This window comes from Schaalia sp. ZJ405, from assembly GCF_011038885.2.
Lineage (GTDB): Bacteria > Actinomycetota > Actinomycetes > Actinomycetales > Actinomycetaceae > Pauljensenia.
Map to the genome: position 1 here is coordinate 1765384 of NZ_CP064952.1, position 16627 is coordinate 1782010.

13 protein-coding genes and 1 riboswitch are annotated in these 16627 nt (G+C 59.8%); of the genes, 1 reads left to right on the plus strand and 12 read right to left on the minus strand.

Annotation, left to right across the window (positions count from 1 at the left end):
* Positions 1-234: 234 nt before the first annotated feature.
* The 5 genes from eno to galK all read right to left on the minus strand — a co-directional run bounded on the left by eno (position 235) and on the right by galK (position 8109).
* On the minus strand, positions 235-1521 hold the full coding sequence (gene eno / locus G7Y41_RS07450) for a phosphopyruvate hydratase (protein WP_165216231.1): 1287 nt from the start codon (positions 1519-1521) through the stop codon (positions 235-237).
* A gap of 201 nt (positions 1522-1722) precedes the next feature.
* Entirely contained in the window at positions 1723-2340 is a 618-nt protein-coding gene (locus G7Y41_RS07455; protein ID WP_165315890.1) for a hypothetical protein, read from the minus strand.
* 50 nt (positions 2341-2390) lie between these two features.
* Positions 2391-6002 carry a transcription-repair coupling factor gene (gene mfd / locus G7Y41_RS07460; protein WP_165315891.1) on the minus strand — a complete coding sequence of 1204 codons (3612 nt, stop codon included), beginning with the start codon at positions 6000-6002 and terminating at the stop codon, positions 2391-2393.
* Between the two features lie 151 nt (positions 6003-6153).
* Positions 6154-6753: an aminoacyl-tRNA hydrolase gene (gene pth, locus G7Y41_RS07465; RefSeq protein WP_165315892.1), complete on the minus strand. Its 600-nt coding sequence runs from the start codon at positions 6751-6753 to the stop codon at positions 6154-6156.
* A gap of 108 nt (positions 6754-6861) precedes the next feature.
* Positions 6862-8109: a galactokinase gene (gene galK / locus G7Y41_RS07470; RefSeq protein WP_165315893.1), complete on the minus strand. Its 1248-nt coding sequence runs from the start codon at positions 8107-8109 to the stop codon at positions 6862-6864.
* A gap of 171 nt (positions 8110-8280) precedes the next feature.
* Between galK and G7Y41_RS07475 the strand changes: the two genes are divergently transcribed.
* Positions 8281-8826 carry a 2'-5' RNA ligase family protein gene (locus G7Y41_RS07475; RefSeq protein ID WP_165216245.1) on the plus strand — a complete coding sequence of 182 codons (546 nt, stop codon included), beginning with the start codon at positions 8281-8283 and terminating at the stop codon, positions 8824-8826.
* A 42-nt stretch (positions 8827-8868) separates the two neighbouring features.
* On the opposite strand, the gene G7Y41_RS07480 is transcribed toward G7Y41_RS07475, so the two are convergent.
* The 7 genes from G7Y41_RS07480 to purU all read right to left on the minus strand — a co-directional run bounded on the left by G7Y41_RS07480 (position 8869) and on the right by purU (position 16593).
* Positions 8869-10026 (minus strand): YhjD/YihY/BrkB family envelope integrity protein, encoded by a 1158-nt coding sequence (locus G7Y41_RS07480; RefSeq protein WP_165216248.1) that lies wholly within the window; start codon positions 10024-10026, stop codon positions 8869-8871.
* A 69-nt stretch (positions 10027-10095) separates the two neighbouring features.
* On the minus strand, positions 10096-10932 hold the full coding sequence (locus G7Y41_RS07485; protein ID WP_165315894.1) for an exodeoxyribonuclease III: 837 nt from the start codon (positions 10930-10932) through the stop codon (positions 10096-10098).
* Positions 10933-10939: 7 nt separating this feature from the next.
* Positions 10940-11911 (minus strand): acetylglutamate kinase, encoded by a 972-nt coding sequence (gene argB, locus G7Y41_RS07490; protein WP_231367269.1) that lies wholly within the window; start codon positions 11909-11911, stop codon positions 10940-10942.
* 12 nt (positions 11912-11923) lie between these two features.
* Positions 11924-12937 carry an ornithine carbamoyltransferase gene (gene argF, locus G7Y41_RS07495; RefSeq protein ID WP_165315895.1) on the minus strand — a complete coding sequence of 338 codons (1014 nt, stop codon included), beginning with the start codon at positions 12935-12937 and terminating at the stop codon, positions 11924-11926.
* 256 nt (positions 12938-13193) lie between these two features.
* Positions 13194-14087, minus strand: a complete 894-nt coding sequence (locus G7Y41_RS07500; RefSeq protein WP_165315896.1) for a bifunctional methylenetetrahydrofolate dehydrogenase/methenyltetrahydrofolate cyclohydrolase — start codon at positions 14085-14087, stop codon at positions 13194-13196.
* Positions 14084-15373, minus strand: coding sequence for a serine hydroxymethyltransferase (glyA, locus tag G7Y41_RS07505; protein ID WP_165216259.1), 1290 nt, complete (start codon positions 15371-15373; stop codon positions 14084-14086). Before glyA ends, G7Y41_RS07500 begins: the two co-directional genes overlap by 4 nt.
* 41 nt (positions 15374-15414) lie before the next feature.
* Positions 15415-15499: riboswitch (ZMP/ZTP riboswitch) on the minus strand.
* A gap of 227 nt (positions 15500-15726) precedes the next feature.
* A complete protein-coding gene (gene purU / locus G7Y41_RS07510) occupies positions 15727-16593 on the minus strand; it encodes a formyltetrahydrofolate deformylase (protein ID WP_165315897.1) in 867 nt (288 codons plus the stop codon).
* Positions 16594-16627 lie beyond the last annotated feature (34 nt).

Below are 16627 nucleotides of genomic sequence, written 5' to 3' on the forward strand. Positions count from 1 at the left end.
TCGCGTGGCTTCACGGCCAAACCCGTGATCTGAAACTCTGTGACAACCGGGCGTCAAACATCACATTTCCAGGGATTTTATTCGATACGCTCCATCAAAATCCGTGAAAATACAAAGGAAAGGCCTCTGGGGTTGCTTTAGCAACCCCAGAGGCCTTTCGCTCAAGCAGCCAGGTGTTCTCAGCTCTGAGCGATCACCGCATCAAGCTGATCGCAGGAGCCGAGCATCGAAAACTCAGGCCTTGAAACGCGGGAACGCGGAACGGCCCGCATACTTCGCAGCCTCACCGAGCATTTCCTCGATGCGGAGCAGCTGGTTGTACTTCGCGACGCGCTCGGAACGAGCCGGAGCACCGGTCTTAATCTGACCGGAGTTCGTGGCCACAGCGAGATCGGCAATCGTCGTGTCCTCGGTCTCACCGGAGCGGTGAGAGGTCATCGAACGGTAGCCGTTGCGGTGTGCTTCCTCAACGGCTTCAAGGGTCTCGGTGAGGGAACCAATCTGGTTGACCTTGACGAGCAGAGCGTTCGCTGCACCCAGTTCAATGCCCTTGGCCAGACGCTTCGGGTTCGTCACGAAGAAGTCGTCACCCACCAGCTGAACCTTGTCACCGATCTTGTCGGTGAGGGCCTTCCAGTCTTCCCATTCGTCCTCGGACAGCGGATCCTCGATGGACACGATCGGGAAGTCAGCGATGAGCTTCTCGTAGTAGGACACCATGAACGCGGTGTCGCGGTCTTCGCCCTCGAAGCGGTAGGTCTTCGTCTCGGCGTTAAAGAACTCGGTGGAGGCAACGTCCATCGCCAGAGCAACATCTTCGCCCGGCTTGTAGCCGGCCTTCTCGATGGCTTCGACAATGAGTTCAAGAGCTTCACGGTTAGAGTCAAGGTTCGGTGCGAAGCCGCCCTCGTCACCAAGACCCGTGGACAGGCCGCGCTCCTTGATCACGGACTTGAGGGTGTGGTACACCTCGGCGCCGCAACGCAGGGCCTCACGGAAGGAATCGAAGCCGATCGGCGCGATCATGAATTCCTGGATATCAACGTTGGTGTCCGCGTGGGATCCACCGTTGAGAATGTTCATCATCGGAACCGGCAGAACATGTGCGTTCGGTCCGCCGAGGTACTGGAACAGCTCAAGACCGGCCGAGGTCGCGGCAGCGCGAGCCACCGCCAGGGACACGCCGAGGATCGCGTTGGCTCCCAGCTTGCCCTTGTTGTCAGTGCCATCCAGGTCGATCATCAGCTGATCAATTGCACGCTGGTCAGCGGCGTCCTCGTCAATCAGTTCGGGAGCAATAATCTCTTCGATGTTGCTCACGGCGTTCTCAACGCCCTTGCCAAGGTAACGGCCCTTGTCGCCGTCGCGCAGCTCAACCGCCTCGAAAGCGCCGGTGGAGGCACCGGACGGAACCGATGCGCGTGCCACCACGCCGTCCTCAAGCAGCACCTCAACCTCAACGGTCGGGTTTCCGCGCGAGTCTAGAATCTCGCGAGCGCCAATAGCCTCAATCCTTGCCACGTCATTCTCCAATCGATCAATTGCGTGGACTGTATCCAGTCACAACGTTAGTACGGGCTTTGGGTTTGGGCATACCCAGGACGGGTATCCCCAACAATTTGCCCAGGGAGCATTCACGCACGTACTCATATGTGCGCTTCCCGGGGTAGGACGTAAGTCTTGCATGGGGGCGTGATGTCCCCTCATCGCCGGTTCTTCCGGTCACTCCCCTGTTTCAGGAGATTGAGAATTCCCGCTATCGGAGTCAGCTCCGTCACCCGGGTTCATTTCGTTGGCCTGCGAGCCGAAAGCCTGGAGGGACTTGACGTCACCGAAAGTTGGGGGAACAAGCTGACGTGTGATCTGATTGACGGTCCCATAGCGCGGGTTCATCGTCACGTCCTGCTGCTGAGCAATCTGCTTGAACTGCTCGGCGATTTGGTCGACCGCTGGGGAATTTCGCACCTGAGCAACCAAAAGCTGGTTACGCAAAAGCATGATCGTTGTTGGCGTCAGCTCCGATGTCGCTTTCTTGAGATTTCCCGCAGCGATGGCCTCGTCAACAGTTTTGACGACGTCCTCATCGGAAACCGACAGATCTGTCTGCGCCGCAGCCTCTTCGAGAGCAACAATCGACGGAAGGGCGGCAACAATTGCCGAGGGCGAGGCCGCTTTTCCGGTGAGTTCTGTGAACTGCGCAGCGGCGTAAGACACATCTGCGTCCGTGTAACGGGTTCCATTGATTTCAGCAGCGGTGCCAGGACGAGCCGAGCATGCGCCCACACCCAGAGCCACCGCCGCAACGGCGGCGACAAACGCCATTTTCTTCACACTGATCACGCGTGATCCTTCCGTTTTCACCCTCGTTGGCCACTGACAGTGTAAGGCAGTCACCCTGAGAAAGGCACCAACACCCGAGTGACCAGATGATCAACCCATTCCAAGAGAGCTTCATCGCTCACAGGTGTTCCCCCGATCTTCTGGGTGAGCGGAGCGGGAACAAGTACCTGACGAACCGCCGCCTTAATGACGGCACCTGGGAAGAGACGTTTGAGACGCATCACCTGGGAGTCGCGTAGTTCAACGGGCCCAACGCGAATGAACTTGCCTTGAGTGGCGACCTCCTCGATTCCCAGTCCGCGCACGGTTTCACGCAAACGAGCCACAGCGAAAAGCAGATCCACCTCGCGCGGAATCGGGCCGTAGCGATCCGTCAGTTCCTCGCGCACATCCGCTTCCTCTTGCGCAGTGGTCACTGCGGCGATCTTCCCGTACACCTCAAGACGCAGACGCTCACCCGTGACATAGTCCTCGGGGATGTGCGCATCCACGGCAAGATCAATGCGAACATCGGCTTTTTCTGCGGGTTTCTCACCCTTGAACAAGGCAACCGCATCCGCGACCATCCGCACGTACATATCGAAGCCAACCCCTTCGACATGACCGGACTGAGCGCCGCCCAGAAGATTACCCGCCCCACGAATCTCCAGGTCCTTTTGAGCAACAGCCAAACCCGATCCCAGATCCGTATTCGCCGCGATCGTTTTCAACCGCTCATGAGCCGTTTCTGTCAGCGTCTGATCAGCCGGGTAGAAGAAGTACGCGTAAGCGCGTTCTCGCCCTCGTCCCACGCGGCCTCTCAACTGGTGGAGCTGCGACAGTCCGAAACGATCCGCCCGATCAACAATGAGGGTGTTTGCGTTCGAGATATCCAGACCCGTCTCAACGATTGTTGTGCAGACAAGGACATCGAACTCGTGATTCCAAAAGTCAACGATCACGGCCTCAAGTTGATGTTCGCTCAGCTTGCCGTGTGCAACGCGGACACGAGCCTCCGGCACGAGGGTCTGGACATGTGTGGCAACCCGATTGATCGTGTCGACGCGATTGTGAACGAAGAACACCTGACCGTCACGCAGAAGTTCACGGCGAATCGCCGCAGAAATCTGTGCGTCCGTAGACGCCCCAACGAAAGTCAACACGGGTTGACGTTCCTCCGGTGGGGTCTGCAGGATCGACATTTCACGAATCCCCGACACCGCCATCTCCAGGGTCCGCGGAATTGGTGTGGCCGACATAGATAACACGTCAACGTCCGTGCGCATGGCCTTGAGCGTTTCCTTATGCTCAACACCGAAACGCTGTTCCTCGTCAATAACAACGAGCCCCAGATTCTTAAAAGACACCGCGCCCGTGAGCAGCGCGTGCGTGCCGATCACCAGGTCAACCCTGCCTGATGCCAACCCTTCCTTAACTTCCGCAGCTTCCTTCGCACTGGAGAAACGCGACAGCGTCCCGATCGTCACGGGGAAACCCGCGTAGCGCTCGGAAAAGGTCTCGTAGTGCTGCTGAACAAGCAGGGTCGTGGGCACAAGGATGGCGACTTGGCATCCGTCCTGGATGGCCTTGAAAGCTGCGCGCACCGCGATCTCTGTCTTCCCGTAACCAACGTCACCGGTGAGAAGACGATCCATCGGAACGGGTTTTTCCATGTCAGCTTTGACTTCGTCAATTGTCACCAGCTGATCGGGAGTTTCAACGTAGGGAAAGGCATCCTCTAGTTCACGTTGCCACGGGGTATCAGGAGCGAAAGCATGCCCTTTCGTTGCTTGACGAGCGGCGTAGAGGCGGATCAGTTCCTTCGCGATCTCGTTGACGGCCTGACGGGCCTTCGCTTTGCGTTTAGCCCAATCAGCACCCCCCATTTTCGTCAACACCGGCTGCTCCGAACCGGAATACTTCGAGATCTGATCAAGGGAATCCGTGGGAACATACAAGCGATCCCCCGGTTGACCGCGCTTGGACGGCGCGTATTCCAAAACGATGTAGTCGCGAGTTGTCTGGGAGTTTCCGCGTCCCATCGTTCGCGTCGCAAGCTCGATGAAGCGCCCAATGCCGTGCTGCTCATGGACAATGAAATCGCCCGGATGAAGAGCCAGCGGATCCACACCCTTGCGGCGTTTCGACGGCATACGGCGCATGTCGCGAGTCGTTGCACCTGCTCGTCCCGTGAGATCGCCCTCGGTAATGATCGCCAGGCGTAGATCTGAGGCAACGAAACCCGAACCGGCCTGCGCGGTTGTGATCGTCACCGCTCCAACGGGTGGCTGGCGTGAGATGTCGTCAACGACGCGCGCGCCGATCCCTGCTTCTGTGAAGATCGTCCGGATTCGACGGCCCGGGCCCGGACCTTCCGTTGTTACAACAAGCGTCCAGCCATCGCGTGATAGCGCCTTGAGATCACGGCACGCCAAGTCGAAATCCCCGCGATACGGATGAACATCACGCGTCCCGATCTGCATGAGCGTGGTCGATGCGATCACCGGTCGCGCGTCCACGGATGTTGCCGCCTCGTCCTCGTCCCCAGATCCCCTAAAAGACGCCAGCTCAGCCGGAGGTAGGGACGTCATCTCCCACCACGCGCGCTGCCCCAGCCCCCACAGCTCACTTAAGGGAATGAACGAGGCCGCGCCCGCTTCCAGAGGGACGTCACCCCCGCCGGCGGCCGCCGACCATGCTGCCTGGAGGAACTCTTCAGTCGTCGCGATAAGGTCGTCGGCCCGTGCGCGAATACGCTCAGGGTCGCATGCGATCACCGCAGAGGTCTCGGGCACGAGGTCGATGAGGCGTTCCATGCCGTCGGCAAGAAGTGGAGCAAGAGATTCAATGCCCGGAGCGGGAATTCCCTCGGTTGCCAACTCCAGCATTTCCGCTGCCCCGGGGAGTTGATCCACAAGGTCACGGGCCCGCGAGCGCACCGCCTGCGTCAACAGGAGTTCACGACATGCCGTTGCCCACAGTCCGTCCGGAGCCTTCCCCAATGCTCGTTGATCCTGAATGGAGAACGCTCGAATGTCGTCGACCTCGTCACCCCATAGCTCGACGCGCAGAGGATGCGGTTCCTGAGGGGGGAAAACATCGAGGATTCCGCCGCGCACGGAGAACTGACCGCGCCCCTCGACGATATCGGTGCGGGTGTATCCCAGGTCGCTGAGCTGTTGCGTGAGGGTCGGGAGGTCAACAATGTCGCCTTCGCGCACACGAATCGGTTCGCGTTCACCGAGGCCGGCGATCACCGGCTGCAAGAATGCGCGGATCGGAACAACCAGCACGCGCAGTGGGCCGGCGTGGGAGTCCCCGACAATTGGATGGGCGAGCCTGCGGAACACGGCGATACGTCGCGCCATTGTGTCGACCTGCGGGGACAGTCGCTCGTGTGGGAGGGTTTCCCACGCTGGGAGCATATCCACGCCATCACACCATGACTGGAGGGCAGCGGTCATCGCTTCAGCGTCACGGCCCGTTGCGGTGAGGACAACAACCGGATGCGTGGACATTGACGCCTGATCCGTGTTGATGTGGCGGGCGATTGACGCGATTGCTGCGGCTCGGATTCCCCCGGAAGCCACAACCGTGCCGCTGCGCCCGGCGTTCACCGAGTCAACGAACTGCATAAGTGCTGCGTCCGTTTCGATGAGTTCGGACAATCCGCTGAGTTTCACGCGCAGCGCCTTCCTTTTGTCACGGATTTCGTGTGGTCCACCGCTTGTCGGGCGCGGCCGACTGATCCGTGTGATCCACTGTTGTCTCAGGTGATGTTGGCCCCCACTTTAGCGTTCGTCCCGGTTGCCCAGAGGCGTGGAATGATCGAGGTCACCGGGAGTGCAGGCTCTGCTGAGCGGCAAGGAAACCGCTGAGGACAACGTCTTCAACAGCGTCAGCTGCCTGCTCGAATGTCACCTCCCAGTCGGGCCGATCTTTGACCGGGAAAGCTGAGAGCACATAGTCCGCGGGGTTTTGCCGACCCGGGGGACGCCCAATTCCGATGCGGAGACGATGGTAGTCCTTCGTTCCCAAGTTTTGGCTCAGCGATTTGAGGCCGTTGTGTCCGCCTTCGCCGCCGGAGAATTTCAGGCGCAGATCGTGGGCTTGAAGATCGAGGTCGTCGTGGATGACGAGGAGCTTTTGGGGGGGAATCCCAAGGAAAGACATCAGGCGCCCCACTGGCCCACCCGTTGTGTTCATGTACGAGTCCGAGCGGGCAAGGATCACGCGCGGCCCTGGGATCCCCCCGGGAAGCATTCCTAAGCGTCCATCGGCAATGTGTGTGCGCGACCGGTGACTTTTCAGGGACTCTCCCATGCGTGTGGCGAGGACGTCGACCGTCAGATATCCGACGTTGTGCCGCGTATTGGCATATTCGGGGCCGGGGTTTCCCAATCCAAGGACAACCCAGGGAGTGTTTTCAGGCATGGAGAAATTGTGCCATCACTTGGGCGCAGCTTCATTTTCCGCGTGTCAATGACTGCGCGTCGATATGCGTCGGTGATGTCCTCGACCGGTGATGCCCGCTCGTCCTCGTCACTCATCTTCCCGAGCGGCAGGACCACTTGGTCGCGCCTGGATGAAGCGAGGCGAGTGCCACCCGCGCGCATCGTAGGCGTCGGCGACGGCCCGAGTCACGCTTTGAGTGATCTCCGGTGTGACGAGGGCGAAGGCGGATCCCCCGAATCCTCCTCCTGTCATGCGGCTTCCGTATGCTCCGACAGCGCGTGCCGTATCGACGGCAACATCGAGCTGGGGGCAGGACACCTCGAAGTCATCTCGAAGAGAGTCATGTGAATCGTCAAGTAATAGACGCGCAACGTCTCTGCGGGTCCCCGTCAACGCCCCCGCGTCAAGGAGATCCCCGAAGGCACGAGTCCGAGCAATTTCGGAGAGGACGTGGCGGACACGGCGACGAAGCCGCTGAGAATCTAGCGCGCGCATCGCCGCCTCGACGTCGTCAACATCAACGAGCTGGTGAACGCCGAGGATCCGAGCGGCCTCTTCACAGTCAGCGCGTCTGGCGGCGTAGTGTCCGTCGGCGAGGGAATGGGAGACCTGAGTATCGATGATGAGGATTTCAAGGCCATCGGCTGCCAGGTCGAAGGGAACGTCTCGTGCGGAAAAATCTCGGCAGTCCAGCGCGAGGGCGTGGCCTTGACGGCAGCGCAGTGACGCGTTCTGGTCAAGCCCGCCGGTGCGTGCTCCCGCCACCTCATTTTCTGCGCGAATAGCGAAATGAGCGAGGTGTGTGCGGCCCGGGCCATTTGGGGATGCCGATGAACCGGCAAGTCCGATGCCCCACACCTCGTCAAGGGCCACAGCGAGTGAACATTCAATGGCCGCAGAGGAGGACAGGCCCCCGCCCTGTGGGACGCACGACCACAGGGCAGCGTCGAAACCTGGGTGGTCACGCCCGTACTCTTCTTCAAGAGCCCAGGCAACGCCTGCAAGATAGGCGCTCCACCCGGACACTTCCCCGGCACTCCTTTTCGGACCGATGTCATCGAGATCGAGAAGGGTCACAGCTGCCTGAGATTGGGCCGATACCAATCGGATCTTGCGGTCTGTGCGCGCAGACAATGCGAGATATGCCCGATGCGGGAGCGCAATAGGAAGGCACGGTCCACCGGAGTAGTCCACGTGCTCCCCGATGATGTTCAGTCGTCCCGGAGCTGACCACACTCCCGTCGCGTCCGAACCGAAGGCCTGACGGAATGTCTCGCGGGCATGCTGGACTCCGTCGGTGGGTACCGCTGCGCGCACGAAGAGAGGAGCGCTCATTGTGTGCCTCCTTGCACTGCTTCCAGGGGTTTCACGCACCCACCGTACCTGACGTGCGCCTGAGGGTGTCGTTGCTCGTGGCTCGTTGATGTACGAGGCCGACATGCAACGGCCGAACCCTCTACACTTGACCTTCGTCCCAGATTCCACGCAGATGCCGACGAGGTGTTGATGTTCCTCCCTCAGCTGTCCCCGGGCCAGGAATGGTTTGGCGTTGTCATTGCCATCCCCGAACCCTGGGTTACGGAGCTGACGGAACTACGCCTGCGACTTGGTGACCTTCAAGGATCGATCGTTCCCGCGCACATTACGTTGCTTCCCCCGATTCCGGTTCCCGCTGACGGGCGCGAACACATCATTCGTCACCTGCGTTCCGTTGCCAAAGCCCACCGGCCATTCCGTATCACGCTGCGCGGCACCGATTCATTCCGTCCCGTATCCCAAGTCGCCTTCATCAATGTTGCTGAGGGCGCTGACTCGTGTACGGCCCTCGAAGAAGACATCCGCAGCGGACCGCTGAACATTGATCTGCGTTTCCCCTACCATCCGCACGTCACCCTCGCCCAGGATATTCCCGATCCGGCAATGGACTTCGCTATGGATATCACTGACCAATTCGAGGCGTCATGGATGGTTCCGGGTTTTCGTCTTGATCGGGTTGACGCCAATGGAATGTACTCGTCAATGGCGATTTTCGACTTCGAGGCCGCCTCGTAGAATCACGCAACCTCTCCACCAGCTCATACTGTTCTCCACGTCTCAGTGATCGTCGCCGAGCATGATGGCTGCGGCCTCGTGAAGCTCATCGGGCATGACCTCACCGGAAATCGCATTGTGCGGCCACTGAAGAGTATGGGGTGCCGACAGGGACACATAGTTTGGGGTTTCCATGAAGTGAACCTGACGTGGGGTCGCAGGCGCGTGCGCTTTGGGTGGGTTGGCCATCCACGCGCATCCGGTAAGGACCACCCGTACTTGAAGATTAAGCCACAGCACCAGAGTGATCAGGGTTGCCGCGGTTGCCAGAAGAGGACCGGATACCGCTCCAACAACGCTGGTCCCGAGGTTACGCAACACGATGGAGATCAGAGCGATGATTGCCAGTCCCCAATACAGGTCATGCTTGGGGACACGCACCCTTGAGACAACGCGGATGAGCAACCATGTGACAAAGAAATACACCCCGAAGGAAATCACCTCGGTGAGGATCCGCAGAATAACCGCGGAAAAACCCGATCCGGCAAGGCCAACGAGGCCGAGCAACCAGTCTCCGGCAAAGGACACGAGAATACCCAAACCCGCGCTGGCGATCAGTCCGACTCCCAAGCCAAGAGCACCCAGAGCATTCATGAGGATTTTGATAACGGGATTTCCGGGGGTGATCCCGATGGAAAACATCGCGCGGATCGAGTTCCCCAGCTGTCCAACAACACCGATTGCCGACCATGCCATGATCGCTAAGGCGACGATGCCGGTCACCGACACGGCATTCGACATGATCAGGGCGTGCGGATCAACGAGACCATCAGGCGTCGTCGGCGTTTTCAAGAGGTTCGGCACCGCCGAATCGATTGTCTCGAAGAATGCCGTGCGCAGCTGTTCGTTATCGCCAAGGACAAGCATGAAGATCGTGATCGCCACGGTCAGCGCCGCTGTCAGCGAGGTCAGCGCGGTCAATGCCATGCCGCCGGTCAGCAGCGTTCCGTTCCGCTGGTTGTATCGAGTCAGGGCACGAGCAAGCCGCGTCGCTGCCCACCATTGTCCAAGGGCCGCGGCTTTCGCGGGGAACCCTTCGGCTCCCAACGCCTCTGTCAGGCGCGGGGCTTCGAGTCCGCAATCCTCGGGCGTTGTGTATAGACCAAGGTCATCGACTGTTTCACTGTCGCGAGACTGAGGCTGCGTCGTGGGAGAGTTCATGCTCTCACGATAGGGGGCACAGCCCGGTCACGCAGCGTGACCGCTCCCCGCTCGTCCTCGTCCCCAGGCTCAACGCGCCCAGTCGTAGTCAACGGTCACGGGAGCATGGTCAGAGAAACGCGCGTCATAGCTGTCGGCGCGTCCAATGAAAAATTCGCTCGCAGTGGCGCCAATCCCGGGGGTGGCGTACTGGTAGTCAATACGCCATCCTGCGTCGTTGACGAAGGCTTGGCCTCGCCACGACCACCACGAGTATGGCCCCTGGACATCTCCTGCTAGCTTCCGAACAACATCGACCCATCCGGCGTCAGCCCACGCGTTGAGGAACTCAATCTCTTCGTCGAGAACCCCGGCGCGCTTGTTATGGTTCGGTTTCCAGTTCTTGATGTCACGCTGAGATCGAACGATGTTGAAGTCACCGCAGACAATGCTCTCAACCGGGGAAACGCCACTGGCTTCGTCCAGAAGCACCCGCATACGCTCAGCGATCCTCGGCAAGTGAGCCATCTTCGCTTCCTGCTTGGGTGTGTCTTTCTCACCGGAATGGAAGTAGGCGGACACAACCCGAATGGGAGTGAGAGTATCAACGCCTCGAACCAGTGTTTCAAGCCATCGACCCGAGTCAACGTCACTTTCCTCATTGTCGAGGACGAGGCGCGCATCACCAACGAATTCTGCACGATCCTGATGAACAGCAACCGCCACACCTGCGCGGCCTTTGATCCTCGACGGAACAACTCGAAGGTCCCACGCATCAGGCAGAAGCGAACGCGTGATTGCTTCATCTGCCCTCACTTCCTGCATGAGGAGAACCGCGGGGGCATGGGATTCAAGCCACGAGGTCAGTCCGCGTTTGGAGGCGGCACGCACCCCATTGAGATTCACAGTGGAAATTCGTAGCGTCATCGTTCATTTACCTTGGTGTGTCCAGCGAAATAGCGGCGTCACCCGTATCGGCCTCGTCGAGAACAGGATCGGGAATGACCATCGTTCCATTTCCTTCGTCAGTCATCAGTTCGACAAGCACCGAATGCGGCATCCGTCCGTCGATGATGTGGACAGCTCCCACTCCCCCGGCGATTGCTTCCACACAGGCATCAACCTTGGGGATCATTCCCGAAGAAATGGACTCACCGAGTTCACGTAGGTGCGAGACCGTGATCTTCGTAATGAGTGACGACGGGTCGGGGTAGTTCGCGTAGATTCCCTCAACGTCAGTCAACATCAGGAGCTTAGGCGCGTGCAACGCCGCCGCAATTGCCGAAGCAGCAGCGTCAGCATTGATATTGAGGACCTGCGTGGGATCCTCATCATCCAAGGCGATTGAGGAAATCACGGGGATACGACCGGCTTCCAGGAGATCAATGACAGCTCCCGTGTCAACCCCGCAGATATCACCCACAAGGCCAAAATCCCTGGCGGATCCGTCGCTGCCAATTCGCCTCCGCTGGGCGCGCAGCAGAGCTCCGTCCTCGCCGGAAATCCCGATGGCGAGGTTGTCGCGACGGTTGAGTAAGCCAATGAGTCGACGCTGCACGGACCCCGTGAGGACCATCCGGACAATCTCCATAGCTTCGGGGGTGGTCACCCGCACCCCGTCAACGAAGGGAGTCTCAATCCCTAGGCGGGTGAGCATCGCCGACACCTGGGGTCCCCCTCCGTGGACGACGACGGGAAACATCCCGGCCTGGTGGAGGAATTGGACATCGGCAGCAAAGGAGAGCTGAGCGTCCGGATCGGTCATCGCGTGACCGCCGTACTTGATGACGACGATGGATCCGCGTAGTTCCCGCATCCATGAGAGTGCTTCAACGAGGACTTCTGCTCGCCGTGGGGCGCTCAGTGAGGCGATAGCTTCGTGCATTGCCGAGGGCGTGTCAGTCATGCTGTGCTCTTTTCACTTGCCGTCGGAGAAATCACCCAGGGTTGCCACCATGACGGCTTTGATCGTGTGCATCCGGTTTTCCGCCTGATCGAACACAATGGACGCAGGCCCCTCGAAGATCTCGTTCGTCACTTCGATCCCGTCCATCCCCGTGGCCTGGTACATCTGCTCGCCGATCACCGTATTGCGGTCATGGTAGGCGGGCAGGCAGTGCATGAACTTCGCCTGCGGCCCAGCCGTGCTCATCAGGGACGCATTGACTTGGTAGTCACGTAGCAGTGCGATCCGTTCGTTCCACACATCCGCAGATTCCCCCATCGACACCCAGATGTCGGTGTGGACGAAGTCAACTCCGGCCACGCCCTCGGCAACAGATTCCGTGAGGGTCATACGAGCCCCGGTTTGCTCGGCGATCGTCCGCGCGGCGTTAATACATTCGTCATCGGGCCACAGCTGCTTGGGGGCAACGATTCGCACGTCCGCTCCGATGAGCGCCCCGTTGACCAACAGGGATCGCCCCATATTGAATCGGGCATCACCAACATAGGCATAGGACACGTCAGACAGCGGCTTTCCCGCGTGTTCACGCATCGTCAGGGAATCACAGAGCATCTGCGTGGGATGCCAGTCATCGGTGAGTCCATTCCACACGGGAACGCCGGAGAGCTGAGCAAGCGTGTCAACCTTCGCTTGGTCGTCACCGCGGTATTCAATGCCGTCAAACATCCGTCCGAGAACACGCGCCGTGTCCGCCACGGATTCCTTGTGTCCGATCTGCGAACCGGTCGGATCCAGGTAGGTCGTATGCGCCCCCTGGTCGGCGGCAGCCACCTCGAAAGAGCAGCGCGTCCTCGTTGATGTTTTCTCGAAAATCAGCGCGATGTTCTTCCCCACGAGACGCTGTCTTTCACATCCGTTTTTCTTGTCGTCTTTCAGCTGCGCCGCCAGGTCAATGAGCGACATCCACTGCGCGGGAGTGAAATCGAGTTCGCGCAGAAAGTGGCATCCGTGAAGCGGGTGGGTCATATGCGTCGTGCCTTCCATTCGTTCTGGCGTTGCTATTTCCTTATGCGGCGCGTGCCCAATTCATTTTATGGGGACGAGGACGGGGCCGCTGCGCGGCCCACCACCGGGTCCTGTCTCTTCAATCGTCACAGCACATTCGCGCCTGATGAGTTTTTTCGCTGTCACACTCATGATCCAAGAGCACCTGTGGGTACACCCCGCGCGGGGTGTACCCACAGGTCAACAACACACAGCGGTATTGTGGTCTGTTCCAGCGTCAGGCGCTTCGCTCAGCGGCCTCGACAACATTCGTCACAAGGAGCGCACGCGTCATCGGGCCAACCCCTCCGGGGTTGGGTGACAGCCAGGAAGCCACCTGGTCAACGCCGTCAGCAACGTCACCCATGAGGCGCGTCTTCCCGTTCTCCAGCTGCACGCGAGAAACACCGACGTCGAGGACAACTGCACCCGGCTTCACCATGTCTTTCGTGATGAGCCCAGCGAAACCAGCCGCCGCAACAACGACATCCGCACGTTTGACATGCTCTGCGAGGTCACGGGTTCCCGTATGGCATACGTCAACCGTCGCATTGACCTCCTTACGAGTGAGCAGCAGCCCAATCGAACGACCAACGGTGACGCCGCGGCCAACAACGCACACGTCCTGACCCGCAAGGGAAATTCCGTGACGCTCAATGAGTTCAATGACGGCGCGCGGAGTGCACGGCAGCGGTGAGTCAATCGGCCCGTTCCCTCGCAGGACCAGGCGACCAAGATTCATCGGATGCAAGCCGTCTGCGTCTTTCGCCGGGTCAATGCGTTCCAGCACAGCATTCGTGTCGATGCCACGCGGAAGCGGCAGCTGAACGATGTAGCCGGTGCATGCGGGATCGGCATTGAGCTGGTCAATAGCCGCTTCGACCTCGTCCTGTGTGGCACTCTCAGGCAAATCAACTCGGATTGATTCGATCCCCACTTCCGCGCAGTCTCGGTGCTTACCGGCAACGTAGGCAACCGACCCCGGGTCTTGGCCAACAAGAACGGTACCCAAACCGGGAACAACGCCGCGAGCGCGCAACGCGGTCACACGTTCACGCAGCTCATCTTTGATGGCTTGAGCGGTGGCTTGACCGTCGAGGACCTGCGCCGGTCCCTCCCAGGGGGCCCTCACTGCTCAAGTCCTGCGTACAGGGGGTGACGATCCGTGAGGGCACGCACGCGAGCACGCAAGCCCTCGACATCAACGCTCCCACCGTCGGCTCCCTGAACAAGGGTTGTGCCGATGATGTCGGCAACTTCGCGGAAATCTTCCGCATCGAAGCCGCGGGTGGCCAGAGCCGGGGTTCCAATGCGCAGACCCGACGTGACTTTCGGGGGACGCGGGTCAAAGGGAACGGCGTTGCGGTTAACGGTGATGCCAACGTCGTGGAGGAGATCTTCTGCTTGCTGTCCGTCAAGCTTGGAGTCCACAAGGTCAACGAGGACGAGGTGGACATCTGTTCCACCGGTAACGAGTTTGACACCGGCTTTCTTCGCGTCATCCGCTCCGAGGCGTTCGGCGAGGATTTGCGCGCCTTCGAGTGTGCGGCGCTGACGCTCCTTGAATTCCTCCGTCTGAGCGACCTTCATTGCGATGGCTTTCGCGGCGATGACGTGCATCAGGGGGCCGCCCTGCTGTCCGGGGAACACTGCGGAGTTGATCTTCTTGCCCCACTGCTCGCCACGCGAGGACAGAATCATGCCCGAGCGCGGGCCGCCGAGGGTTTTGTGGACGGTGGTCGTCACGATATCGGCGTGAGGGACGGGACTGGGGTGTAGTCCGGCAGCAACAAGTCCCGCGAAGTGCGCCATGTCGACCCACAGGGCAGCACCGACCTCGTCAGCAATCTCGCGGAATGCCTGGAAGTCCAGGTGACGGGGGTAGGCGGACCATCCGGCGATGATGACTTTCGGGCGTTCCTTGAGAGCAGCCTCCCGGACCTGCTCGGGTTCGATTCTCATGGTCTCGCGCGACACCTCGTAGGCGACGGCGTTGTAGTTCTTTCCGGAGAAGTTGATCCGCATACCGTGGGTCAGGTGACCACCGTGGGCCAGCGACAAGCCAAGAATGGTGTCACCCACATCTGCCATAGCCATGAGGGCTGCGGCGTTTGCCTGAGCACCGGCATGAGGCTGGACGTTCACATAGTCCGCGCCGAACACCTGCTGAGCGCGTTCAATCGCCAGGCTCTCTGCAACGTCAACGAATTCGCAGCCACCGTAGTAGCGGCGCCCAGGGTAGCCTTCAGCGTACTTATTTGTCAGGACCGACCCCTGTGCTTGAAGGACCGCACGGGGAACGAAGTTCTCCGACGCAATCATTTCCAGGGTGTGGCGTTGACGGTCAAGCTCAGAATCCAGGATGGATTGAATTTCCGGATCGAGCTGCGCCAGAGTCATGTCATTGAGGGAATCCACGGGTTCTCCTGTTCGTCCGAACTCTCCGCGTATGCGGTCGACATCCGAGCCCAGGCGGGCGGCTAGAAATGTCTGGTCATCGCTTCCCGGTGGTTTCCCACCTGTTCGCCAGTCACGACGCGTACAGTTTAGCGTCTCATCCACGACCGTGGCGCCCGAGCACAACAACCGGACAGCGATCTTCGATGACCTCTTCCGAAAATAAAGCGACCCCCGAATACGGGGGTCATAGGCCAGGCGCGTCTCCCAGCCAAGCGTTGCGAAAGCCGGCGTCGTCCTCGTCCCCAGGCGATACTGGCGAACAGGCGAAGGCGACGGGCCAACTCCACGAAAAGCGGAGAAAACCGGGGCGGCTACTTGGAGAAGACGACCGTGCGAGTGCCGTCCATGAGGACGCGACGCTCAACGTGCCAACGTACCGCCTGGGCGAGAACTCGACGCTCAACATCCTGCCCAAGAGCCACCATATCGGGGGTTGAATCGGCGTGGGTTACGCGGGTGACGTCCTGTTCAATAATCGGCCCCTCGTCAAGATCAGCGGTGACATAGTGGGCGGTTGCCCCGATGAGTTTGACTCCGCGGTCGTGGGCCTGGGCGTAGGGGCGCGCCCCCTTAAAGGACGGAAGGAAAGAGTGATGGATGTTGATCACCCGTCCCTTCATTTCGCGACAGACCTTGTCGGAAAGGATCTGCATGTAGCGGGCGAGGACGACGAGCTCAACATTTTCAGAACGCACGAGGTCGAGGAGCTGGCGCTCCGCCTCGTCCTTCGTGTCCTTCGTTACCGGAATGTTGAGGAAGGGAACGCCGTAGAACTGGGCAACGGGAGCCAAGTCTGGATGATTGCCCACCACAGCAACAACATCAATCGGAAGCCCCTGCGAACGCTGACGGTACAGCAAATCCGTCAGGCAATGACCTTCACGAGACACCATGATGATGGTGCGCAGGGGGCGTCCAAGCAGATCAATGTTCCATGTTGCACCAAAGCGCTCAGCGACCTTCCCCAGCCCCTCTTCGACGGGGTCGCGCCCGGCCGGTGAGTCAACCTCGACTCGCATGAAGAACAGACCCGTATCCGGATCGCCGAATTGTTGAGACTGAATGATGTTGCCACCAACTTCACCGATAACGCCCGTGACAGCGTGAACAATGCCCGGCTGATCCGGGCATGACAGGGTGATGACAAGTTTCTTCGAGGTCACAACATCTACAGCCATGCCTCTAAGGGTACTTCGTTGCGACCTATGGGCG